At 39.7% G+C, this 25680-nt stretch carries 18 protein-coding genes; 14 read left to right on the top strand and 4 right to left on the bottom strand.

Annotation, left to right across the window (positions count from 1 at the left end):
• Window positions 1-146: 146 nt before the first annotated feature.
• The 6 genes from CH362_RS10665 to CH362_RS10640 all read left to right on the top strand — a co-directional run bounded on the left by CH362_RS10665 (window position 147) and on the right by CH362_RS10640 (window position 10880).
• Window positions 147-1958 carry a CoA-transferase gene (locus CH362_RS10665; RefSeq protein ID WP_100710340.1) on the top strand — a complete coding sequence of 604 codons (1812 nt, stop codon included), beginning with the start codon at window positions 147-149 and terminating at the stop codon, window positions 1956-1958.
• A 72-nt stretch (window positions 1959-2030) separates the two neighbouring features.
• On the top strand, window positions 2031-3008 hold the full coding sequence (locus tag CH362_RS10660; RefSeq protein ID WP_100710339.1) for a ketoacyl-ACP synthase III: 978 nt from the start codon (window positions 2031-2033) through the stop codon (window positions 3006-3008).
• Between the two features lie 44 nt (window positions 3009-3052).
• Window positions 3053-8431, top strand: coding sequence for an AAA family ATPase (locus CH362_RS10655; RefSeq protein ID WP_100710338.1), 5379 nt, complete (start codon window positions 3053-3055; stop codon window positions 8429-8431).
• Window positions 8432-8463: 32 nt separating this feature from the next.
• Entirely contained in the window at window positions 8464-9015 is a 552-nt protein-coding gene (locus CH362_RS10650) for a SiaB family protein kinase (protein WP_100710606.1), read from the top strand.
• Between the two features lie 2 nt (window positions 9016-9017).
• Window positions 9018-9392 carry a DUF1987 domain-containing protein gene (locus CH362_RS10645; RefSeq protein WP_086446050.1) on the top strand — a complete coding sequence of 125 codons (375 nt, stop codon included), beginning with the start codon at window positions 9018-9020 and terminating at the stop codon, window positions 9390-9392.
• A 21-nt stretch (window positions 9393-9413) separates the two neighbouring features.
• Window positions 9414-10880, top strand: a complete 1467-nt coding sequence (locus tag CH362_RS10640; protein ID WP_100710337.1) for an adenylate/guanylate cyclase domain-containing protein — start codon at window positions 9414-9416, stop codon at window positions 10878-10880.
• 45 nt (window positions 10881-10925) lie between these two features.
• Here CH362_RS10640 and CH362_RS10635 read toward each other — a convergent pair whose 3' ends face one another.
• Window positions 10926-11384: a VOC family protein gene (locus CH362_RS10635; RefSeq protein WP_100710336.1), complete on the bottom strand. Its 459-nt coding sequence runs from the start codon at window positions 11382-11384 to the stop codon at window positions 10926-10928.
• Between the two features lie 69 nt (window positions 11385-11453).
• Window positions 11454-12539 (bottom strand): endonuclease/exonuclease/phosphatase family protein, encoded by a 1086-nt coding sequence (locus CH362_RS10630; RefSeq protein WP_100710335.1) that lies wholly within the window; start codon window positions 12537-12539, stop codon window positions 11454-11456.
• Between the two features lie 147 nt (window positions 12540-12686).
• On the opposite strand from CH362_RS10630, the gene CH362_RS10620 reads away from it, so the two are divergent.
• The gene (locus tag CH362_RS10620) at window positions 12687-13712 is read left to right on the top strand and encodes a hypothetical protein (protein ID WP_208859571.1); all 1026 of its coding nucleotides are present in this window, start codon (window positions 12687-12689) and stop codon (window positions 13710-13712) included.
• Window positions 13713-13772: 60 nt separating this feature from the next.
• On the opposite strand, the gene CH362_RS10615 is transcribed toward CH362_RS10620, so the two are convergent.
• Complete coding sequence (locus CH362_RS10615) at window positions 13773-14723, bottom strand: alpha/beta hydrolase (RefSeq protein ID WP_100710334.1); 951 nt, start codon at window positions 14721-14723, stop codon at window positions 13773-13775.
• A 257-nt stretch (window positions 14724-14980) separates the two neighbouring features.
• Here CH362_RS10615 and CH362_RS10610 point away from each other — a divergent pair, with 257 nt between their 5' ends.
• The 3 genes from CH362_RS10610 (at window position 14981) to CH362_RS10600 (ending at window position 18497) form a co-directional block, all read left to right on the top strand.
• On the top strand, window positions 14981-16366 hold the full coding sequence (locus CH362_RS10610) for an MFS transporter (RefSeq protein ID WP_100710333.1): 1386 nt from the start codon (window positions 14981-14983) through the stop codon (window positions 16364-16366).
• Window positions 16367-17071, top strand: a complete 705-nt coding sequence (gene mtnC, locus CH362_RS10605; RefSeq protein ID WP_100710332.1) for an acireductone synthase — start codon at window positions 16367-16369, stop codon at window positions 17069-17071. It begins immediately after the preceding gene.
• 148 nt (window positions 17072-17219) lie between these two features.
• Window positions 17220-18497: a tetratricopeptide repeat protein gene (locus CH362_RS10600; protein ID WP_100710331.1), complete on the top strand. Its 1278-nt coding sequence runs from the start codon at window positions 17220-17222 to the stop codon at window positions 18495-18497.
• A 46-nt stretch (window positions 18498-18543) separates the two neighbouring features.
• Here CH362_RS10600 and CH362_RS10595 read toward each other — a convergent pair whose 3' ends face one another.
• On the bottom strand, window positions 18544-19680 hold the full coding sequence (locus CH362_RS10595; RefSeq protein WP_100710330.1) for a putative glycoside hydrolase: 1137 nt from the start codon (window positions 19678-19680) through the stop codon (window positions 18544-18546).
• A 92-nt stretch (window positions 19681-19772) separates the two neighbouring features.
• Here CH362_RS10595 and CH362_RS10590 point away from each other — a divergent pair, with 92 nt between their 5' ends.
• From CH362_RS10590 to CH362_RS10570, 4 genes are all read left to right on the top strand, one after another.
• Window positions 19773-20699 carry a histone deacetylase family protein gene (locus tag CH362_RS10590; RefSeq protein WP_100710329.1) on the top strand — a complete coding sequence of 309 codons (927 nt, stop codon included), beginning with the start codon at window positions 19773-19775 and terminating at the stop codon, window positions 20697-20699.
• A 376-nt stretch (window positions 20700-21075) separates the two neighbouring features.
• Window positions 21076-23115: a 6-bladed beta-propeller gene (locus tag CH362_RS10580; protein WP_100710327.1), complete on the top strand. Its 2040-nt coding sequence runs from the start codon at window positions 21076-21078 to the stop codon at window positions 23113-23115.
• Window positions 23112-25133, top strand: a complete 2022-nt coding sequence (locus tag CH362_RS10575; RefSeq protein ID WP_100710326.1) for a tetratricopeptide repeat protein — start codon at window positions 23112-23114, stop codon at window positions 25131-25133. Before CH362_RS10580 ends, CH362_RS10575 begins: the two co-directional genes overlap by 4 nt.
• Before the next feature lie 35 nt (window positions 25134-25168).
• Window positions 25169-25657, top strand: coding sequence for an SRPBCC family protein (locus tag CH362_RS10570; RefSeq protein WP_100710325.1), 489 nt, complete (start codon window positions 25169-25171; stop codon window positions 25655-25657).
• The last annotated feature ends 23 nt before the right edge of the window (window positions 25658-25680 follow it).

Genomic DNA, 25680 nt, shown 5'->3' with positions numbered 1-25680 from the left:
CTTTAAATGCGAAATGTCACTGGATTTAAACTCACGATTTGGCGGTATTTTCACATTGATTTCGTATGAATTCGGGCTTTTTTCCGTCAAAAATTTAACCTTTGGTAAAAACGCCTTTTGTCCGGGCTTTTTTGCAAAATAAACGAATGCCACAAGAATCGAATCATAAAACTACTAAGATTCTTTCTGATCCTGATTCCCTTGTACGGGAATTCGTTAATCCCGGCATGTACTTACACTTGGCCACTACCATGTCTAGGCCAAATGCACTTATCTATTCTCTCTCCAGAGTTTTTGAAGGAACAAATCCTGAGTTCACAATTAGCGTTGCAGGAATTCACTCTAGCGCTCACTGTCTTGCTCTTTCTGGCATAGTGAAAAAGATGATCACTGGTTTTGCTGGTGATAATTATCCTAAACCAAGTCCAAACGGTTTGTATAAAGACTTGATGAAAGGAAAACCTTTTGAGTTGGAACTTTGGTCTCTTCTCTCCTTGGTGCAAAGATTGATGGCGGGCGCCATGAAACTTCCAGGATTTGTTTCAAATTCTTTGGTTGGGTCTGATCTGATTACGGACAAATTAGGAAAGACTGCTTTCTTATATCATAAACCTACTGAAGGAAATCCTTACGGAGAAGCAGCAAGCCCACATCTAGTTTCTGAAAGTAGAGGAACAAAAGAGAAGGACATGGTAGTTCTGCTTCCACTCTGTCCTGAGATCACATTGGTTCACGGAGTAGTAGCGGACGAAGATGGGAACATCGTACTTTCTCAACCAGGTGGAGAAGGAGCCTGGGGTGCACTTGCCGCGACTAAAGGTGTGATCGCTACTGTGGAGAAGATTGTACCAAGAGGAACAGTTCCTCCTGAACTAGTACATATACCTAGCACAAAAGTTTTAGGAATAGCTCCAGCAAGATACGGAGCACATCCTCAATCTTTAAGAGTACAAGGTTTTCCTGAAATCCCAGCATTCGAAGGTGTAGAATCTTATCTGGATGATTACGAATTCCAAATGGAAGCCAATAAGGCGGCAGGAATTCCCGCTAAGGCTGAAAAATGGTATAAAGAAAATGTAATATTATCTGGTGGCCACGAAGAATATTTGGATCTGATCGGAGAAGTTAGGCTCAGACGTTTGAAGATGACTCCTCCGGAACATTCTCTTTCTTCTCCTGAAAATCCTAAAACTGTAAATGATTCAGAACAGATGATCATTCTTGCCGCAAGAGCGATCATAGAGAAGGTTAAGACAAAAGGATACAAAACAATTCTAGCAGGAATTGGAGCCGCGCATATGGCTGCCTGGACAGCGGCCAAACTTCTGGAAAAAGAAGGGATCCATATCAAGATCGTTGCAGAACTTGGATTTTACGGAATGAAACCTTTTGTAGGAGATGTTTTTCTTTTCAGCCAACTTCACACTCAACAATGTTCCATGTTATCTGATATAGTGAGTATATTAGGAACAGTTGTACCGGATGATTGTTTAGGAGTGATCGGCGCTGCAGAAGTGGACTGGTTTGGAAATATCAACTCAGTATTAGATGGAAAAGGAAACTTCTTAGTTGGATCAGGAGGAGCAAATGATATCGTCTCCACTGCCGACACAATCGTAGTAGCAAAAGCAAACCGTTTTAGATTCGTAAGAAAAGTAAAACATATCACTTCACCTGGAGACAGGGTGGTAGAAGCAGTATGCCAGTTCGGAAGATTCCAAAGATCTTCTTTTTCTGATCATCCTTTCGAATTGAGTTCCTGGCTTGCACCTGCATCCGACGACGAAATGGAATCGGAAGAAGCAGTCCTCAGATATACACTTTGGCTTCCTCCTGATGAGGACCTTCCAATCGCACAAGAGCCGGAAATCAATTCGGACGAATTGACCGCACTCAGAGAATTAGATCCGGAAAGAATTTACACCGAACAATTTATGGTGTATACCCGTTTGCCTTAAGTATGATAAAGATGCAGCAAAAGATTGGAATTATGACTGGAAATTTATTATGGACCAAAGGAGTATTGATCCATGGCGAATTCTAAAAACCTAGTTTCGAACGGGGTTCGAATTACCGGGATTGGACATTATCTCCCGGAAAGGATCGTCACTAACGACGAAATTCGCCCTAGATTAAAATATCCTGAAATGCATCCTGCCGAAAAAGCAGTTATCGGCAATATAGGCGTAACTGAAAGAAGAAGGGCAAACGAAAAGGAAACCGCTCAATTCATGGCTGCGGAAACCTCTAAAATGATCCTGAAAGATGCAGGAAAAAAAGCTGAGGATATAGACTTATTTATTCTGGCTAACTGGACAGATCGCCTTTATCTTCCCGATTTGGCGCCTCAGGCTTCTAAACTTGCGGGAACTTCTAACTCATTAGCATTCGATATTTGTACTGCTTGCACCGGATTTGTTCACGGAGTCCAAATGGCATCAGCATTCTTAAGTAGCGGTAAATTTAAGAACGCACTTGTGATCGGTAGCGAAAGATTTTCTGTCAGAACAAGAATGAACGGTTACGGAGAATTCACAGCAGGTGATGCAGCAGCCGGTGTTCTATTAGAGCAGACCGAAAATAAAGAATTCGGAATCATAGATTCCTTTTTGAGGGATGACGGAGATCTTGCGAATATCATAGAATTAGGACCAGGACCGAATTTTTATATAAAAAGTTATCCAGAACTTGTAACTAATGCTGCGGATCTCACACTTTCTGCAATGGATGATCTATTAAAAAAGAATAATGTCTCATTAGAAGATATCGATTGGGTCATTCCTCATCCAGGCACTGATGTGGTAGTACAAGATGTTCTAAAAAGAACAAAATTCCCGAAAGAAAAAATACTTTTGAATTTTGAAAGAGTAGGAAATACTTCCGCTGCATCCATTCCAATCGCATTATCCGAATATTATTATAAAGGGATCGTTAAAAAAGGCGACCTAATCCTTTCTCCTGCGGTTGGAGCCGGATTTTATTGGGGCGGACTTTTGTATCGCCTCTGAGAATTCGATATTTAGAATAAAAAAAATAAAGGTGAAGTAGAAGGATGATCGTAACAGGGTTCGAACTAAAAGAAAGGCTGAATGCCGAATCTGCGTCCGAAGTTTATAAAGCTGTTCGTAAAGAAGATAATAGATCCGTCATCATCAAATTTCTTCCCGTTTTGGACGAATTACATCCTTCAGTGGTCAATCTTAGGAACGAATTCGAGATCCTAAATTTACTTTCTTCCGGTTATTTTGTTAAACCTATCAAGTTCGAAAAGTTGCAGGATGGATTCGCACTTTTTATGGACTTCGTGCCCGGAGGTTCCTTAAAGGACTTTATCTCCAAAAAGCCGATGACTCTTTCGGACTTCTTTCCTATTTCTATTCAACTTGCAGAAAGATTAGCTGAGATCCATTCCAAAAAGATCATACACAAAGACTTAAAACCAGAAAACATAATATTTAATAGGGACGAAAAACAGATCCGGATCATAGACTTCGGAATTTCGACTAAACTGAATAAAGAAGAAACTTCTTGGTCAGCTCCCAATATTTTAGAAGGTTCCATCCATTATGTTTCTCCAGAACAAACCGGGAGAATGAATCGTTCGGTAGATTATAGAAGTGATTTTTATTCTTTGGGAATCACTTACTACGAGATGTTACTCGGAAAACTTCCATTCGATGGTGAGGATCTTTTACAATTAGTACATGCTCATTTAGCAAAAATACCGGCTTCTCCGAAAGAAGCAAGATCAGAGATCCCTACAGTACTTTCTGAAATCGTAATGAAACTTCTGGCAAAAAATGCAGAAGACAGATACCAAACTGCAAGAGGACTCCAAGGAGATTTGGAGAAGGCTTACGCTCTCTGGAAAGAAAAAACTGACTTCCCTTCTTTCCCTCTGGCCCAAACTGACTTTTCTACTGAATTCAAGATCCCTCAGAAACTTTATGGAAGGGACGAGTATATCAAAACACTTTTGGAAGAATTCAAATCCGTTGCTACAAACGGAAGATCCAGAATGGTTTTGATTGGCGGATATTCCGGTGTGGGAAAATCCTCACTTGTAAAAGAAATCAATAAACCTCTCACCGAATCCAAAGGTTATTTCATTTCTGGAAAGTTTGACCAGTACAATCGAAACCTTCCGTTCTCCGCTATCATCCAAGTATTTTCTAGCTTAGTGGAATTGATCTTAACAGAATCTCCAGAAAGGATCGAAGCTTGGAAAAGTAAGATCAAAAAAGCAGTTGGTGCCAACGGGAAAGTGGTTACGGATGTAATCCCTGAACTTGAGATCATCATAGGAAAACAAGATCCTGTTCCAGAACTTGGTCCGCAAGAGAACGCCAACCGTTTTTATATAGTATTCCAAAACTTCATTAAGGTTTTCGCAAGTCCCGAACATCCACTTGCGATCTTCCTAGATGATATGCAATGGGCGGATACCGCTTCCTTAGAACTTCTCAAAAATTTGATGGAAGACGTAACCGTAAATTACCTTTTCATCATATTAGCATATAGAGATAACGAAGTAGATTCTTCCCACCCTTTTCAAGTATTGCTGGATACTCTGGAAAAAGAAGGATTGGATCCGTACAAGATCGTTCTCCAACCTCTCGCTTTAAAAGATGTAAGACAATTACTCTCAGACAGCCTTTATATTTCGGAAGATAAAACCACTGAGCTGGCGGAAATCATCCATTCTAAAACCGGAGGAAACCCATTCTTTATCGGGGAACTTCTGAAACAACTCGCCAAAGAAGATTCGGTCTATTTCGATCAAGGTTCCGGGAAACCGGGAGAAGGTGTCTGGAAATGGGATATCGCCAAGATCCGTAACACTAAAATTTCGGATAACGTAGTTGAACTTTTAGTAAACAGGATCCGTAAACTTTCTCCTAAGATCCAAGAAACACTTGAAATGGCCGCATGTATCGGAAGTAGTTTCGATCTGGCACTTCTAACAAGAATTTTAGAAACAGATTATAAAACAGCTCTCAGTTCTTTGCAGGAAACAATCGCAGAAGAATTGATCGTTCCGATTGGAGAGAATTATCGTCTTGCTGAATCTTTCGAAGATACAGCTGCGAATAAGGATAAAAATTACCAGACTGCAAAAACAGTTACCTTCCGATTCCAACACGATAGAGTCCAACAAGCCGCTTACGAAATTATAGAAGAAGAAAAGAAAAAGAAGATCCGCCTACAATTAGGAAGATTCCTGATCGAAGGAGCTGATCCTAAACAGATCGAAGACAATATCTTTGATATCGCAAATCATATGAATATCGGCTCTGGGCTGATTACAGAGCCTGCTGAGAAATTAAAACTGGCTCAGTTGGATCTTATCGCAGGAAAAAAGGCCAAAAATTCTACAGCTTACAAGCCTGCTCTTTCTTATATCGCGAAAGCGAGAGAATTACTTTTCCTTCTGCCTGAAGCGTCTCAAGGAGATGATGTTCTTTGGAATGCTAAGTATGAACTTTGTTATTCTATCTTTAGAGAGTTAGGAGAGACCCAGTATCTCACGGGAAACTTTGATGATTCTCAAAAAACAATAGATACACTTTTAAAATACGCAAGATCTCCGATCGAAAAAGCAGATGCTTGTAACCTTCTAATTATCCAATATTCTGCTCTTGGAAAATTTGATTTAGCTCTTCCAATGATCATAAAGGCACTCCAACCTTTAGGTGTGGATATTCCTGAAACAGATCATGAAAAAGTAACAGGAGAAGAGATAGAGATCGTAAACAAGGCTCTGGAAGAAAAAACAGTAGACTCCTTGTTGGACCTCCCACTGATCCAAAAACAAGAACAGATCATGGCAGTGAATCTTTTGATCAGCGCCATTCCTACTGTTTATAATTTTGCATTATCACTTTTCCCAATCGTTTCCTTGAAGATGGTAAACCTATTCTTGAAGTATGGAAACCTTTCCGATCCATACGGATATTCTATGTATGCAATCCTTCTCACTTCAGGATTCCAACAATATAGAAAAGGTTATGAATTCGCTGAACTTGCGATCAAGGTGAGTGAAAAGTACAAGAACCCGAGCGGGATCACCAAAGCTGCGAACATTCTTGCAAACTATACTACTCCTTTCGTAAGACATTTAAAATATTCGGAAGAGATCAACCATAGAGGGATCCAGGCAAGTTTAGAATCTGGGGAATTCCTACATGGTGGTTACTGCGCAATGAACGACGCAGTGAATGTGGTCCTTCAATCTAAAAATCTAGAATTAGTAAAACCTAAAATAGATGGTCTTCTCAAATTCACTCGTAAGGTAAAAAACAATTTAGCAATCGATACTGTTCTCGCATCAGCGCTGGTAGTTTCTAACCTAAGAGGAAAAACTTCTTCTCATTTAGAATTCTCCATCGATGATATGAGTGAAGAGAATTATATTGAATTATGTAATTCTCACCAAAGTCCTTTCCCCGTTTGTCTTTTCAAGATCATGAAAGCAAGAACACTTCTCAGTTATGGAGAAGCAGAAAGTGCATTAAAAGAATTAGAAGAATCCGAAAGTATGCTTGGATTCATCTCCGGCCAGATCGCCGTAGAAGAACATGCTTATCTATATTCTTTAGCGATGGCTGCGAATTACAAACTTTCTACCCAAGAACAAAAGGCTAAGTTCTTAGAAAGGATCAAAAAAAACCAAGAGAAGCTTAAACTTCTTTCCACAAATGCTCCAGAAAACTTTGAGCATAAATTCCTTTTGGTAGAAGCTGAACTTGCAAGATTAGAATACAAAAACTGGAAAGCTGCTAAAACATATGAACAAGCGGTTCAACTTGCTGGTAAAAACGAATATTATAATGACGAGGCTTTAGCTGCCGAACTTGCATCCAAATTCTGGTTCTCCAAAGGAAGTATCAAGATAGGATCCCAATATATCGCAGAAGCTTACCAAAAATATGGAAGATGGGGAGCTATTAAAAAGCAGGAACTTCTCAAAGCCAAATTCCCAGAATTCATCCGAGAAAAAGGAGGAAGGGATACCTTCCGCACTACCCGCACAATCGGGACTTTAAGCACAAGAACCGCTTCTGCAACAGAAGTATATTCTGGGCAGACTCTGGACTTCCAATCCATTCTGAAAAGTTCTACCGCAATCTCTGGAGAGATCAAACTAGAATCCTTATTGGATACCTTAATGCAAATCTCTATCGAGAACGTAGGTGCTGAAAAAGGAGTCATGATCTTAAGAAGGGACGGAAAACTTTTCGTAGAAGCGGAAGGTAGCACAACCGACGATGAGATCAGAGTTCTCCAAGGGATTCCGATCCAAGAGAGTAAAAATATACCGATCAGCGTTATCTACTATGTAGAGAGAACCAAAGAAGACCTGGTACTTCGTAACGCGTTCGCAGATGAGAAGTTCAACAAAGATCCGTATATTCGAGAAAGGAAAACAAAATCCGTTCTATGTTCTCCGATCATCAAGCAGGGAGAACTGATTGGTATATTATATTTAGAGAATAATCTTTCCGAGGCGGCATTCACTTCGGATAGACTACAGACTATCTCTATTCTGTCCTCTCAGGCTGCCATCTCCATCGATAACGCATTACTTTATGCGAATTTGGAAAGCAAAGTCACAGAGAGAACAAAAGAATTGGCGCAAGCTAACGACGATCTGGCATTAAAAAACCAGCATATTACGGACAGTATTACATATTCATTGAATATCCAGCAGGCCATTTTACCTTCTTCTGAAGTATTAGGAAGCGCACTTTCTGATTATTTTGTGGTATTCCGTCCGAAAGATATAGTATCGGGAGATTTTTACTGGTTTTCAAAACAGGAAGATACAATATATATCGCATCCGTCGATTGTACAGGCCACGGAGTTCCGGGAGCTCTTATGTCCATGATTGGAAATACTTTGCTCAATCAGATTGTGAATGAAATTGGTATCACCGATCCGGGTTCTATTTTAGAACAACTGCATAAAAAAGTAAGACAAGCCCTTAAACAGGACATGGACCAAACAAATTCCAGAGATGGAATGGATCTTTGTCTATTAAAGATTGAGGGAAATAATTTATACTTTGCGGGAGCAAAACGGCCTATTTTTATAGGAAAAGGCGGAGTCTTGACCGAAATTAAAGGTGATAGATTCTCGATCGGCGGCAGGCAAAAAGAAGAAACGCGAAAATTTACAACACACTCCATTCCCTTGGAAAAAGGAATTCGTACGAGTGTTTACTTAACCACGGACGGCTTTATGGACCAGCCGAATCCGGACCGACAAAAAATTGGTACTAAAGGGTTGTTAAACTTCTTAAGCGGGATAGAACATCTTTCCTGCGAAGAACAAAAAGAACGTTTAGAATCCTTTCTGTTAGCCCACCAAAATGGAGAGGCTCAACGGGACGACATAACACTAGTCGGTGTGATACTGGGGGGAAGATAAGGAGATGTTTCTGAAAAAGGAAGATGCTGAAGATGGAAAATGAAGTCATAAATCTATTTAAGACTTATCAGGAAACCAGCGAATACAATCTGCTCGTATCCTTTAAGGGCAGACTGTCCCAGGAAGTTCTAACTGAGTTAGGATCTATGATCCGGACTTCTTTGAGCACGGAATCGAAAATAAAGAAAATTTTCGCGGTATTTATTGAACTAGCGCAAAATATGCTGCACTACTCCGCTGAACGAAAAATTAACGAAGAGCAGAAAGAAGCAGGCGTAGGGATCCTCATAGTTAGGGAAAATTCGGTTGGCTACCATGTTGCTTCGGGAAATTTGGTACTAAACGAGAAGATCGAATTTTTGACCGAAAGGATCCAAAAAATCAACTCCATGAGTAAGGACGAATTAAAGTCCTTCTACCAACAGCAACTTAGATCGGAGAGGCCGGAAGATAGCAAAGGAGCAGGTGTGGGATTAATCGATATCGCCAGGAAGTCAGACGGACCTCTGGTGTTTCGTTTCGACAAATTGGATAACAAACTGTCCTTTTTTACAATCTCCGCATTCTTTACGAAGGAAAACTAATCATGGAATCCTTACATATACAACAGACTAAAACTTCACCGGAAATCATCTTAGAATCAGATAAGGGGCTCGCAGAAATTATCGGAGAATCTTATCCGGAAAACGCAATGGCGTTTTATAAACCAGTCTTTGATTGGTTGTCTGCAATCCAAACTGCAAACAAACAGATCCAGTTCCGTTTTCAAATGGATTATTTTAATACCAGTTCTTCCAAAGTGATCATGGATATTTTGGACAACCTCCAGAAATATCATGACAAAGGTGGAAAGGTAGAAGTCGAGTGGCTTTATAAAGAAGACGACGAAGACATGCAGGAAACCGGAGAAGAATTCTCTTCCGATTTGTCCCTGCCTTTCAAAATGAAATCTTATAAATAAGATTTCTTTCGTGCGGAACAAGTGGAAAAGAACGAAACTTCGAAAGAACAAAATACTTTTTTCGAGCAGGAATTTAAACTTCTCTCGGACGCTCAGTCTTTTTTAGAAGATTCGAATACCAAAGAGGATCCTAAACTAAAATTAAAAACCATAGTAGGATCCTACGAGTCCCTTCTTAAACAATCTTCAAAGATTATGAAGATCGGGGACTCCACCCAGCATAGACTTCTCAAAACCCAAGAAGCATTAACTGATTCTAATATAATGTTAGAGGCCGCTTATATGGACCTCAAACTTGTAACAGAGATCGGAAAGATCATCACTTCTTCCCTTGAACCCAAAGTTATTATACAATCAGTTTATGAAAATACTAAGTCTATCGTTCCTATGGATGTTCTAGCATTCGGAACTTACGACGAAGAAAAGAAAGAGATCAAATATAAGTTTTGCGTAATAGACGGAAGATACGTCCCGGCTCCTTCCGTAGATTCTTTAGAAGAAGATAACCCTTCTTCTTATTGTGTAAAACAACAAAAAGAACTGATCACTCTGGATATCGAAAAGGATTATCCGAATTATTTATCTGATATCAGAAAACATTTCGGCGAAAATTCCCAATCAGCATTATACTTTCCTCTTAAAGTAGAAGAACGTCTGATCGGAATTCTTACAGTTCACAGTTATTCTAAAAATGCATTCCAGCCTAATCAGCTGAATATTCTTAGGACTTTGGCTAACTATGTGGCAATCGGTGTGGATAACGCGGATGCCTATAGAACTCTTTCCAAAAGGAACAAAGAATTAAAAGACTCTTTGGAAAAGATCGAAGTCTTGAACAAGAGTATAGAAGAAGAAAGACAGAAGTCCGAAAATTTACTCTTAAACATTCTACCTAGAAGTATTGCGGATCGTTTAAAAGGAGGAGAAGGTGTTATCGCAGATTATTTTCCTTCTTCCACCGTACTCTTTGCTGATATAGTTGGATTTTCAAAACTCACCACTAAGATCCAAACTCCCACAAGACTAGTGGAGATCTTAAATCGTATTTTTACAGAATTCGATGTGATCGCCGATAAATATAAATTAGAAAAAATTAAAACAATAGGCGATTGTTATATGTTGGCAGGCGGGATTCCAGTCCCAACAGAAGATCATGCACATAAAGCGGCCCAGGCAGCCCTCGACATGATACATCGTTTGGATGAATTAAAACCTGAGTTAGAATTCGAATTTAATGTTCGTATCGGTCTTCATACTGGAGAGGTTGTTGCCGGAGTGATCGGAAAAAACAAATTCGTATACGATCTCTGGGGTGATTCAGTAAACACTGCTTCTCGTATGGAATCTCATGGAGCCACAGGAAGGATCCATGTTTCTGAATCAGTTTATCTTTCCTTAAAAGATAAATATAATTTCGAAGATAGGAATGTGATCGAGGTAAAAGGAAAAGGCCCGATGCACACTTACTTCCTACAAGGTGTTAAATAATTATAATATAAAAAAGGATCTCCGAAGAGATCCTTTTTTTGATCTTTAGCCTAATGCTTCGATCACTTCTTTAGGAGCTTGCACGAGTTCTACAAGAACCCCCTCTCCACTAAGTGGAAATTCTTCATTTCCTTTTGGATGGATAAAAGTCACATCGTGACCACCAGCACCTTTGCGGATCCCACCAGGAGTAAAACGAACTCCTTGAGCGCTTAACCATTCGACTGCTTTGCGAATATCATCTACCCAAAGTCCGATATGATTCAATTTAGGATCATTCACTTTCGGACTTTTACTTGGATCCACAGGCTCCATGATATCTACTTCTACAGCGTAAGGACCCTTGCCCATCTGTAGGATATCCTCATCTACGTTCTCTTTTTCACTTCTAAAAGAACCAATGTTTTGCAATCCGAGAGTATCTACCCAAAACTTTTTAAGTTTATCCTTACTATCTCCGCCGACTGCGATTTGCTGCACTCCCAGAATTTTAAACGGTCTCATAATGCCCTATCTTCGTTTTTTTCCAAATTCTTGCCCTCTAAGAAAAGAGCAAGGATTTGTCCGGCCGGATTAACGAGATTCCAAGGAGAAGGTTCCTTCTAAAGGAAGATGGTCACTGGATTCCAAGGCCTCCCCTTCTTTTAATACTTTATATTCTTTCTTAGTTAAACCTTTAGAATAGAACATATAATCTATGGTTCTATCCGGTTTTGCAATTTGAGGATCGTTAGGCACATGAGTATAAAATTTTTCCTGGTTTGGTCCGTTCAATTCTTCCAAACTTACAGTTGAATTCCATTTTTTGAACAAGGGAGAAATTTCCTCATCGTCGCTATAATAATAAGCTCCGTTAGGATGTAAGTGTTTTCTGGAAAAACCTGGAGGAAGAAGATTAAAATCTCCTGCTAAAACCCATTCCGATTTTTCAGAATCTAATTTTTCCAATAAGTTCTCTATAAATGCAACCTGTCTTTGCATTGTATCAGTTCCCATGGAGAATGCATCCAAATGTGTATTTAAAAGAACCAAAGGTTGTTTATCTTTTACATCTATAGAAGCTTCTAAGATCGCACGTTTTAATTGTAATTGTTTAGTGATAGGATCTGCAGGAGGAGTAGGAAGCTGATGGCGAGAAGCAGAAAGAATTTTATATTTACTGAATATAGTCAGCTTCATTCCAACAGGGCCCATGATCTTCGGATGAGGAACAAAACCTGCCTTCCAATAAAACGCTTCTGTCTGGCATGGGTATTTATCAGAGAGCAAAGGGAGAATTCTTTCTGATTGATTTTCGGAGTAAGTTTTTTTAGCTCCATCATCCACTTCTTGGAATAAAACAAAATCAGGATCTCTTTCTAAGATGACATTCGCTACTTTTTTGAGAGTAGATTCGATCTCTTCTCTGGATGGACCGGTATCTGGTCCAGTTTCGTTAGGAACATCATACCAAAATACACGATTTCTTCCTGCGAAATATTGTACGTTCCAAGAGAATACTTTGATCTGTTCTGAGGACTCCAGGCTTGGAGCACCTTCTTCACATTTTACTTGTACTGATTCCAAGTCTGATGGATGGAATGTGGAAAAATAAACTAACAGAAGTAATAACGCGAAAACACTTAGCAAAACCAGAAGGATTCTTTTGAATAATTTCAAGGCGGCCTCTTTCTATTTATATCACTCTTGGCCTTCCTTTCTAACGAAATTCCTCACATTCGTCCACAATTTTAGAGTTTTCGGATACAAGAATCAGAACGGAAAGACTTTCCCTTTTTCAGGGGATAAGAAACATTGGAATCGTCCATGAAGAAGAAATTTCTAATCCTATTCTTTTCTCTTTTTATATGTTTTAGCCTATCTCCCTTGTTTGGGGAGGAATTAGAACTACAGATTGTCCTTAAAAATGGAAGTACAGGCGGACCAGGGTCCGCAGAAGGTATCCGCCTCTTCGCTTTAGAAAGACAGATGATGCCTTTGCCTCTTCCTGACCAAGGTCCAGTAAGAGGAAGTTTCAAACTTCCTAAGATCGATGCTCCTGATGGACTTCCAATTCTGCTTCAAGTGACTTACAACGGAGTAAATTATAATAAGATGATCCCTCCGGTACCAATGATGAGGTCCCGACCACAAGAGGTCACAGTTTATGATAAAACTCTGGATCGTTCCGTAGTTAAAACAAAATCACTTCTCCAAGTAGTAAGAGAAAAAGAAGCATTAGTAATTTCTAAAGTATCTATTCTAACAAATAATACGATCCCACCTAAAAGTTTCCAAAATCCTAATGATCCACTAGAAGTTTATGTGCCTGAAGGAGCTTTAGAGGTAAGCGCTCAACTAACCCAGAGCACAAATAAAATGGCGATCCCAATCCAATTGACTAAAGGTAAAAATGGTTGGGTAATTGATAGAGCGATCCTTCCTGGAACTTCTCAGCTATTTGTGAGTTACGTGATCCCTTCTACCAATCTGTCCCCTACTCAATTCAAAGATAGATTACTATTTGAGAACCAAGAAGGAGAGAAGGTGATTTTCTCTAAGCCTAAGGATATGCAGGTTTCTTTTATTGGGCAGAAGGGCACACGTCCCGTTTCTGTGGACGCTCCTCCCGATGTGAATTCGAATATAGTTAGTTATGCGGGGCCTCAGTATGAGATTACTCTTTCTGTAATAGGTGGAGAACCGATCAACGAGACTGCGAACCAGGAAAGAGAAATTAATAATGGAAGTATATTCGTCTCCACCGAGAAAACGATCTATGGTGTAATTGGAATTCTTTCTTTCTTATTTTTCCTATCTTTTACGATCACTTATAGATTGAGAAAGGAATAAAAAAAGCCCGACCTTTGCGGGTCAGGCTTTTTGTGGTATGGCTTTTATTTCCAGCCAGTGTTACTTCTTCTTTGCTACTGCTTTCTTTTTAGGAGAAGGTTTCGATTTTGAGGACTTCTTCGCACTCGGCTTCGCAGAAGAAGACTTTGCTCTTTCTGGAACCAATGAATCCATAAATTCTTTGATATCCTTTAGAACCTTTTCTCTTTCTCCGGCAGGTTCGTTCATAAGTTCATGATAGAAACCCTTATAGGTTTTCATTCTTTTATTCTTATAAACCAAATGATTATAAAATTCCAAACTTCCGGCCGGATCAGCGATCCCATCCGCCAAACCGTGCAGAATTAGGATAGGGCTCCTTAAGATCCCAGCCTTTCTATTCGCAATTGCACCTTGTTGGAACAATTCATAACCCATAGAGAATGAAATTTTACCGTGAACCATAGGATCATCGATATAAGCTTGGACCACTTCTGGATCTCTACTCACCAAATTTGTATCCAGGTTTGCATCCAAGGTAGTAGAAGGTGCGATCTTACGTAAGAAACCAGCCACGGAGATCTGGAATCTTTGGAAAGGAGTAGTAGGGATTTTTAATGCAGAAGAACAGGCCACAACTCCATAGATATAATCCTGGTTGATACCTTCCAAGGCATAGCGGATGACCACCACTCCCCCCATAGAATGTCCTAAAAGTAGTATCTTGTCCTTATGTTCTCTTTTGCGAACCTCATGCACAAAGTCAGCAAGATCATCTACAAATGCTTCGAAACCGGAAGCATGACCTCTTTTACCTTCCGATTTACCATGACCTCTTAGGTCCAAACCGTAAAAGTTAACATCACTATCCTTAAAATATTGGATGAGGTTGGAATACCGACCGCTATGTTCTCCGAATCCATGACAAAAAACAATTACACGATTAGCTCCGGATTTGGTCCATGCTTGACCGTATAATTTGGTATTGTCTCTGGAAGATTGAAAGAAGAACTCTTTATGTTGGTAGGCCATGCTGTTTGGCTCCAGTTAGGTTAGGGCGGTATCCCTTGTAGTCGGACCGAAGCTATAGACAAGTAAACGTCGGGTCAAGTATTTATTCCAAAACAGAAGAAAGAGGATGTTCTAGGACTAAAATCTGACCTTTCTTTCAAAGCTCTCACAGTAAAATCACATTTTCGTTGCCGATTCCTTTTCCCCTCACCAATCTGTCGCTTTACGTGCTTCTTACAGAAGCTGACATCAAACAGAAACACAGTGGAGAGAATTGGATGTCTCAACCGACCTCGGAAAAAAGCCTGCTTCGATATTTCGGATTAGGCGAACTTGCCGCCCATGGAGGAAACGCGATCCTCGCCTTTTGGATGATTATGGGAATGGCCTTCTTTTTATTCGCGGACCAAAACCTGATCGCACCAAACCTCAGAAACATCGCAGGTTCATTCGGGATCACTGATCAAAATGAGATCGATTGGAAATTGGGCGGACTGATCCCAATTTGTTTCTTCGTTTTAGGCGGATTTGTTTCGGTCTATATGGGTTATCTTACTCAAAGATTTCCTAGAAAACCTTTGGTCATCGGAACAGTATTATTGGGAGAGATCCCTTGTCTTCTTTCCGGATTCGCAAGAAATTACGATGAATTTTTAATCCTCAGAACTCTAACAGGTTTCGGCTTGGGAGGAAGTTTCCCTCTTCTATTCTCTCTTGTCGGAGATTATTTTTCTGATAAGTCTCGCTCTACTGCAGCAGGTTATCTTTCTCTTTCTATGGGACTAGGAGTTGGACTCGGACAATTGGTAGGAGGAACCTTAGGAACTGAAGATCCAATCAATGGATGGAGACAAAGTTTTATCTATATGGCTGCTCCTTCTTTCCTATTCATGCTTGTTTACGGATTATTCTGTAAAGAACCAGCTAGAGGCGGAAAGGAAAAGGAACTGGCAAATGTTTCAGCGGACATTAATTCAGAATCCGTTCGTTTAACATGGAAAGATATCCGTACGATTTTCGCTACCAAGAGTAATATCGGTATTTTCATGCAAGGGATCCCAGGATGTGTGCCTTGGGGAGTATTTTTCGTATTCTTAAACGATTATTACGAATTCCAATACGGAATGCCGAAAGATTCGGCCTCAGCCATGGTAATCTTTGCCGCAGTTGGGATCTTTATCGGAACCTTTTTCGGTGGGATTGTAGGCCAAAAAATATACGATACAAATAAGACATTATTGCCTATCTTTTGTGGGAGTATGATCTTGATCGGGATCCTTCCTACAGTCTATTTATTGCATGCAGGTAGTGTAGCAGGAAGCCCTGCATTCATTTTTATTAATATTCTTACAGGTATTATTATTTCTGTAACAGGACCAAATGTAAGAGCATTGATCATGAATGTGAATCCTCCAAAAAGCAGATCTTCTATGTTCGCTCTTTATAATCTTACAGATAATCTTGGAAATGGACTCGGACCTGCAATGGCAGCATTGATCCTTACAGTGTTACCGGACAGAACACAAGCATTTACGATCGCGATCCTTTTCTGGATACCTTGCGGACTCGCATGGCTTTATATCCTGAAAAATTTCAAACATGACGAACAAAAGATGCACGAAGAATTGGCAGCAGAAGCTAGCAGGATCAAAAGGACAGCCTAATTGGAAGAACAAAACACCGAGTTATATTTATTTGATATAGAAGGTACAACCACGCCGATAGAATTCGTGCACAAGGTTTTATTCCCCTACTCGGTCCGAAACTTTAAACCATTCTTCTCTGAAACCTCGGCGGAAACAGGCTTCGCCGAGGAACTCATCCTCGCTTCCAAAAACGAACAAGAATATACTGATCAAGTTTCCAATTCTCCGGAATCTCTTACCAAATTCTGCGAATACCTAGTATCCAAAGATCGTAAATTAGGAATTTTGAAAGAGATCCAAGGAAGGATCTGGAAGAAGGGATATGAATCTGGTGAACTTAAAAGTACGATTTTCTCAGACGTTCCTCTCTTTTTAGAAAGGATCAAAAAATCAGGAAAACGTGCAGCTGTATATTCTTCAGGAAGTGTAGAAGCTCAAGTTCTCATCTATAAATATTGCGAAGCTGGAGACCTTACAGTATATTTCGAAAATTATTTCGATACAGCAGTAGGTGGAAAAAAGGAAGCTTCAAGTTACACTAAAATTGCTGAAAAACTTTCTTTATCTCCAAGCTCTATCGTGTTCTTCACGGACATAAAAGAAGAAGCGGACGCTGCTGTCCAAGCTGGAGTCAGGCCTATCATAGTTTCTCGCCCTGGGAACCATCCTCAGGCGGAACATAAATACCAGGTCATAGAGAACTTTAGTAAGATATTGGTCTAGCGAACCGCGACAGCGATGCGCAGACCTTTAGTCCTGGCTTTGCCGGGATGAGCGCGCATGCGCGAAGTCGTAGCAGCGCGGTCCGAAGGAGTCGCCCAAACCTTAAAATTTCTATTGGCAAAGCGCCAATTCGGCCGAAAATAAAAGTATGGCCCTAACCCGACCTGTAATCATATTATTACTCTGCGCTTTTTCCTCTTCTATCTTCTCCAAAGAATTCGTGTATGCTTTCCGAGACGTGGGGATGCCTAAAAACACAGGCAAAGATGGAATGCCCAGAAAAGAAAAAATGGTCTTAGTCGGGGAGACCATTATGTTCGACAAGGTCAAACCAATCGAATACGAAGGGAAATACAAAAGTTTCGAATTAGGATACGATACAAGACCTGATATAGTCACAGTAAAAGTGCATTATGATCCAGGGATCCGCCCAGGGCAGATACTCTACTTGATCGAAAAAGATTTTGATCATGAAACATTCAAAGACGGAAGTATCGTAGGACAAATAGAAGTTAAATCCATCTTCCAAACTGCATTCACAGGAAAACAATTAAGAGGTGTTGGATATTTAGGAATGGCTAAGGAGAAGGTTCTAACCGTTGCCTATCCAGTCTCCTCCGAACTCAGCGGACCTGCATTAGTAGAACGTAAAACTGGAGATTATCATTTCACAAGAGATGAGATCCCAGAAGCAATCCAATCCTTTCGCAAAGCAATTCGTTTAGATCCAATGTCTCCTGTGCCACATTACAGATTGGGAATGTTGTATTTGAACGAGGCCGGTGTGGATTCCAAAGAGCCAGTATGTTCCGGGATCTTGCCTATGAGCGCAGGTGCAGAATTTTCTTCTGCATGGAAAAAAAGATCCAGATTTGATTCAGACCAAGACTTGATCCGATTTTCCAGAGAGTATGTTTCCTTTTTAAATTGTAAAGCTGATCAGGCCCCAAGCTTTTCTAAAAACAGTTTTGTTCCGGAAGAATTAGAAAGAGCGCAAGAAGTAGCAAGAGAAGGATTCAGACTTTCTAAAACAGATTACGAACTTCTGATCAGAAGCGCTGAGACCTATTATAAATTATACACTTCTTATTCATCGAGCAAAAGACCTAAGGGAAGTATCTCTCCTGAAGAAGAGCCTAAGCTTAGAAATCGCCAAGAAAAGTCCTGGGAAATAGCCCAAAAACTTTTAAAAGAAGCAGGCCTGGATAATATTACTGACTATAGACTTCATAGATTGACTTCACTTTTATACGGAAAGAGATATATGGAACTTTCAGGTGGAGCAAAGTCTACTACGATCAGTGAAGAAGCAAATTTCTTAAGAACAAAGACTGTAGAATCGATTCAATCTTATAAGCTGCATAGACCTAAGAATGTACCTGGAGATAAAGATCTTCTAATATTAGAGAAGGACTTAGGACTTTAATTATAATACGCGTGATGGAACTCCAACACGCGTGATCAAAACAATTTCAATCTTCTATCTTTAATTTGCCGCTCTGGATACTTTCTTCAATCGCTCTAAAAGTATCTCCGTATTTTCCGACGATATTCCAAACGACGAAACCATCGCTATCACTATCCACGCTTGCTTCGATCTGGGCCTTGATATAATCTTTTAAAGATTTACCGGAAGGACCAAGGCTCATTCCAAAACCTTGGATCCATCCGACCACCTTTGTAGTTGATAAAGATCTTTTTCTAGTATTTTTCAAACCATCATAAACAGTTTGGTAAGGATTTGCGATACGACCAGGTTGGCCATAAAAATGAGAAGGATATAACATAGGATAGATCACATCTACAAGTTGAGCAAAGTTTTCCACCTTCTGCCCGATCTGATCGTCTCTATTAAAAGGAATTCTACCAAAAATGTCCGCGCCTAAGTATGGAAGTTTTTCACACTGATTTGCTTCTCCGCGAATACGAGTCACAATCTCGTTGATATTACTGTATTTTTCCTTCAAAGTAAGGTCTATATCGGTAACATCTGCATAACGAATATAATCCAATTGCACTTCTGGAAATCCGGAAAGACATGCTTTTCTCACATAACCCAAAATGGAATTTAATCTTTCGGGACTAGGATATTTAGTTTTGAGACCACCATCGAAATTCACAAGTCTTCCTACAGGATAAAAACCCAAACCCTTGATACGAGAGATCTCTTCTGGAGAAGGAGTTTTAGGTTGAAGATCGATCACTAAAACATTCACACCGTAATCGGAAGCATCTTTTAATAAGGACTCCAATTCATTCTTACGGGACTTATCCGAAACCAAAGAATTATTCACATAAAGACCACGATAGAATTTCGGGCGATCCCCATAAGTCCCCTTGTTAGCTGGCCTTGTAAAAAACTTTTTAAGTTTCTCTTTCGGAGCTTCCTTTTCGCTTTCCTCCTGAGTGTTTCTGGAAGAAAGTCGTATCTCACCTTTCTTCTCCTTTTCTTTGGAAACAGATTGGGGTTTGGTCTTGGTATTTTGAGAAGATTCTAATACAGGAATTTCTTTCTTATTAGAATTCTCAGGGTAAGGAATAGTGAACTCTGCACAGACCGGAAAAGCGGTAAGAACTAAGATAGGAAAAAGTGAAAACGGTTTGCGCACAAATTTACTCCTGGTCTATATTATAATATCGAACCGTAGACCTCGGTACTTGTCCTCTTTGTAGGACTTCCAACAAAAAACGGGAGAAGAAAATGAAACTCGGCTACGCCTATGACGATACATTTTTATTGCATGATACCGGGACATTTCATCCCGAATCCCCTCAAAGATTGGAATCTATACTCAATCGACTACATAAGACATCCTATTTTAAGGACATGCATTGGGTTAAACCAAACAAGCTGCCATTCGAACTGATCGAATCCGTACATAATCATAGTCATAGAGAAAGGTTTTCAGTCATCCAAGGCAAAAGAGGAAGTTTCGACGGGGACACACCCTATTCTGAATCCAGTTTTGATGCTGCACTCTTAGCAGCAGGCAGCGGAGTAGACTTAGTAAATAAGATCAGAGCCAACGAAATAGAATCAGGGATCGCACTCGTAAGACCTCCAGGGCATCATGCAGAAACAGGAAGATCCATGGGTTTTTGTTTACTAAATAATATTGCGATTACCGCAGGTTATCTACTTACACAAGGAATTGAAAAAGTTTATATACTGGATTGGGATGTGCACCACGGAAACGGAACCCAAGAAATATTCTACCACTCAGACAAAGTATTTTTCACATCACTTCACCAATATCCATATTATCCCGGAACAGGTTCAGTCCATGAAAGAGGAGAAGGAAAAGGAGAAAACTTTACATTAAACATTCCATTACCAATGGGTTCGGGAGATAAAGAATACTTCCATTATTTCCAAGAAACAGTAATACCTTCTATGTTGGACTTCCAACCAGAGTATGTATTAATCTCCGCAGGTTTCGACGGACATAGAAGAGATCCGTTAGCAGGCATGAACCTAAGCACGAATGCATTTGCAGAATTCACACGATTAATATTATCCGCAACAAAACAGATCGGCGCCAAAACAGTATCCTTCTTAGAAGGAGGTTACGACCTGGATGCCTTGGCCGAAAGTGTAGAAGCCCATATAGCAGTCCTCGCTGGCTAACGAACCGATTTCTTTATTTCCGGCCGAAAATTCCCAGAAAAAATGCCTATTCCCACCTGCTCAGGCCGATATGAAAATCATGCAGGAACTTTCCTCAAACACCGACCTGGCCCTGCGATTCAGAAACTATGTGATCCTATTGGACCGATTAATGAGAGAGGTCGAAGAGGAACTCCAACAAAACCAATCCGTGCGCAACGAATGGTCCGAATGGCATTCCAACTGGAAAAACGCCTGGCTCTCCCCAACAGGGAGCTCCCCTTCTTCCAATCTAAAAGAAAGATTCTCGGTTAAAAGAAGACTCGGATAATTTAAGGCCTTAAAAATAGGTTGAAATTATGTCTCTTAAGCTATTCTATCGACTAAGAGGATTAGAATGGGGAGACGTACGCAGACAAAACTTCTAGTTTTAGTTCTACTCTTAGGAATTCTCACGCAATCCGGATGGTCCGAACCCCTACCCAATTTCGGACTGAAAGAAAAAGAAGCCAGGACACTTTTCAAAAGAGGTCTGTCCTATTATAACAAGGGAGAATTCGCCGCTGCAAGAGAGAATTTCATCCGCTCCCTTTCCATCAAACCAGATTTCGTTCATCCCAAGTTCTTTCTCTCTGAAGCTTATTATCTAAGTGGAGATTGGCAAGAAAGTCTTTCCGAATTAGAACAATTAGAATCTTCTAATAAACTCAATTTAATAAGTAAAAATCGTTTAGACGCGCTTAGATACAGACTCGGCGGCGGAAATAGAAAAGATAATTTAGAATATTATAAATCAATTTTCGGAGATGACCTAAGAAGATTCCGTTTCAGAAATCCTGCGGATCTAGCAGTAGATGAAGAAGGATATCTTTACGTAGTAAGTTTCGATACAGCTAACGTGGTCAAATTCGATGCGAACGGTTTTCCTGTCGAAAACTTCAAAGGTTCTTTTGGTAGAAATTTAGAAGGACCCGTCGGGATCAGTATACGGGGCAAATCAATCTTCATAGCTGATTATGCTGGAGATAAAATTTATGAATTCGATACCAGAGGCACTTACGTAAACCGTTTTGGTTCTACTGGAAAAGATCCCGGAAATTTTCACGGGCCAGCGGGACTTTATTTTACAAAAGAAGGATTTTTGTATGTTTCCGATATGGGGAATAATCGGATCCAAAAACTTTCCAGAACAGGAGAACCTCTCCAAGAGATAGGTGTTGGAATTTTAAAACAACCTGCAGGGATCAAAGTCAATAATCGCGGAGAAATTTTCGTAGCGGATCGTGGAAACAAAAGACTAGTCGTATTCGATCATGAAGGAAATTTTCTGAAAGAGATCAACAATCCTTCTTTCAAAAGGCCAAGAAATCTTTCTATCAAAGACAATAAGGTAGTAGTCGCGGACGAAACCGCAGGGCTTTTTATCTATGATTCCGTTTCTAAAACTTGGTCAGGTTTTGATAACTTTAAGGACTCTAAAAATACAGTTCGAAATTTCGACCAAGCATTCTCTGTTACTTTTGATTATACAGGTTCTATGTTTGTTGCTGATTTTAATAGACATCGGATCGAATCCTTTTCTCCGAAAGGACAACTTTCTTCCAACTTGGATCTGATTGTGGAAAGAACGATTAGTTCTGATTATCCCGATGTCTCTTTAGTTCTTCATGCAAAAGATAGACATGGAGTTCCTGTGAAAGCAATTCCTCGGGATTCTTTCCGGATCTATGAGATGGATAATCTTTCTCCTTTGATCGGTTTAACCGATATGAAAAAGTATAATAATAGAATAAGCGTTTCTATAGTTGCAGAAAATTCTCAGATTGTATCTGAATCTTATGCAACAATTGAGAAGGCGATTCGTCCGTTCTTGTCGGAGATCAGAGTAGACGATAAAATTCAACTTCTCCGCTCGGGAAGAGATACACAAACCGCCTACCCTTTCGGGAAAAGTATGTATGATATTCTGAAAGCATTACGCTCTTTTGTCCCAGAAGAAGAATCGCAAATTGGAAAATCTCTCCAAAGAGGGATTACGGATCTATTGGATAGTTTAGGTCCAAGAGCGATCGTAGCAATAGTTTCCGGAAAAGATTCCAAGGCAGCATTTACACAATTTTCTCCAACAAAGATCATTCGTTTCGCAGTGGCTCATGATATTCCTATCTACTTCCTATGTTTAGGAGAAAACGGAGAATCGGTTTCCGTGTATAAAGAGATCGCAGAAAAAACCGGAGGAAAGTTTTTAACAATTCCTTCTGGCGGAACAGAGAAAAATCTAAGAAGCTGGATAGATTCCAAAAAAGATAGAAGGTACCTTCTTTCATTCAAAAGTAGAATCAATCCGGCGGGAATGGACGTATACGTTCCAGTGGTAGTAGAAGCAATATTCAGAAACTCTAATGGAAAAGCGGAGACCGGGTTTTTTACACCATGATATTCGGATCCAAAATCTCAAATAGATATCCGAACTTAAAATTTCTTTTCAGGAATTTTACGGTTCTTTTTATTTTATCTTTTTCTTTTTCACTTTCTGCCAAACAAACCATAGATTGGATCAAAGAAGGAGAAGGCGCATTAGCTTCCAGAAATTATCCGGCTGCTTATGATTCTTTCAGAGAAGCGGTAAACTTAAACCCTCTTTCTGTTCGTTCTAGATTGGGACTTGCAGATGCGGCATTAAAGCTTCATAAAGAAAAAGAAGCGTTACAATCTTTAGATAAGGTCTTAGAGTTAGAACCTAAAAATAAAAAAGCAGTCCGCGAAAAAGCGATCACTCTCGCAAAATTAGGACGTTATGAAGAAGCATTTTTAATCCTAAAACCATTCTTGGAAGAAGACAGATATGATTCTGATCTATTTCCGATCTATATAGAAGTTCAACTTGCCTCCGGGAAAACCCAAAAAGCAAGTTTCGAATTTCATTCTGCTTATTCTAGGATCCCCAAAAATAAAGAAGTAAAAACCTTAGAAGCAAAGGTAGAAGCATTTGATGGCAATTTTACGAAAGCTGCCTCTCTCAGAAATCAATTAGAAGCAGAAGTTTCTGATGATCCCGGGATCTTTTTAGAATCTGGGAAATTTTTATTAATTTGGGCAGAAAAATCACAAGGAAGTAAACGAGATTCTAAAATTGCAGAAGCAGCTGAAAAATTCGAAAGATCAGTTTCCTTACACCCAAATGAAGAAGAAGCTCTCAAACTTTTAGCAAAAACTAGGATCTATTTTGGAAGATACCAAGAGGCTGAAGAATATCTAAATCGTTTATTGGGCCTATTTCCAAACTCCACAGAATATTTATACTTACGTTCTTACGCAAGATTGAAAAAAGATCCGGCCTCTAAAGAAGCAAGAACCGATTTGGAAAAATTGATCTCATTGGACGACTTAGATCCAATTGCTAGAAATCGTTCTGAATTATATGCGCTGGAAAATCTACCAGAAGGAAATTCACTTAGAAGGACCTTAGGAGAATATAGACTCCAAAGATACAGAGCGAATAAAAATGCTTTTTTATATGATTTGGCTTGGTATCATTTGATCAGAGCAAAGGAACTTCTTCCTAACCGCCCCGAAATCCTTGTATTAACATTAGAAGAATATAAAAGAAGAGGCCTTTTTCCAAGCTACTTCAACTTACTTCTACTTTTAAGAGATAAATTCCCTGATAATAAAAAGTACGGTTATTCTGTGGAGAATAACTTAGAAGGTTTTAAAACTTCCTTAAGTTATAGGGAAGGTTTGGTAAAAATCGGAGAATTTGGTATCCAAGAAGATTATGGCAGAACTCCTCCTGAAGTTCTTGTATTCGATCCAGATGGAGAAGACTTTTTAGCAAAACATACTGACCTTCCCGCTTTAGCAGGAAAAGTTCTTCGTCATTTCTTAAATTCTGATCCAAGAATCCGCAATATCGATTTAGATAATATTAGAAAATCTGAAAGTTTAGAGTCGGAACCTTATTCCGGGGCCATTCATAAAACGGAACGAAACTATTCTTCTATCAAAAACTCCAGAGGTGAAAATATTCGCTTTGTTGTAAGTGGAAAAATTTCCTTACAGGATGGAAACTTACGCATAGAATGGACCCTCAGGGATCATAAAGAAGAGAAAATTTTAGGAAAATTCAAGATTTACGCGAAAGGTAGAGATGCTCTCGCAGAAGCTACCTTAAGAGCAAGGGATAAGATCTTAGCATTAATCCCTGCAAGTGGGAAAGTACATAGAGTAAAAGAAGATTCATTGATCGTAAATGCAGGGGTAATAGACGGTCTTAAAAAGGGAACTACTGTTTACTTCTTCAATTCAGCTACCCTACTCGGAGAAGGAACCGTAACTGAAGCAGACCTTTATACTGCTAAAGTGGTTCCAAAAAACCAAGATGCTGTTTTAAGAAATATAGCGGTAGGAAATAAAGCTTACTGGAAAAAAACAGAAAGTCCTGCTGCCAATTAAGTATATTCTGATTTTTTAATGCTTTTGGGATTCTTATGATATTCATTTGTCGTTCTGAATTTGATTGCAAGGCTTCCGAATTATTCGAATTTCACGCCGGCCCAGATGGATTTTCTTCTCTCGTCGGTTCTTCTAAAAAAGCCCATGTTATATCTCCTCCTCCTTCCTTGGAGCCTGGAGCAAAAGCAATTGTTCGGGTAAGTATTTTTCCAGGAATTTCTTTCCATTGGATAGCTCTACATACTGAGTTAGATCCAGGCAAACGTTTTGTTGATGTCCAAGAATCAGGACCGTTTGCGAAATTTAAACACGAACATATTTTTATCCAGACCGACAAAAACACTTCAATCTTGGAGGATCGGATTACGTGCGTCCCTCCTTGGTATGCGAATCATTTTTTGTTTGAACTCCTACTCGAGAAAACAATGAAAAGTGAATTCCATGCTCGGCATAAGATCACCGCGAGGCAGATCGGTTGCAATTACAGGACTGAATTCTGTGGGAAAGTAAAAGGGTCCAGGTAGCAGCTCAACCCTTGCTTTGCAAG

The sequence above is a fragment of the Leptospira saintgironsiae genome, from assembly GCF_002811765.1.
Lineage (GTDB): Bacteria > Spirochaetota > Leptospiria > Leptospirales > Leptospiraceae > Leptospira_B > Leptospira_B saintgironsiae.
The sequence above is the reverse complement of the archived record's forward strand: the minus strand, read 5'-3'. Positions and strand labels throughout refer to the sequence as shown.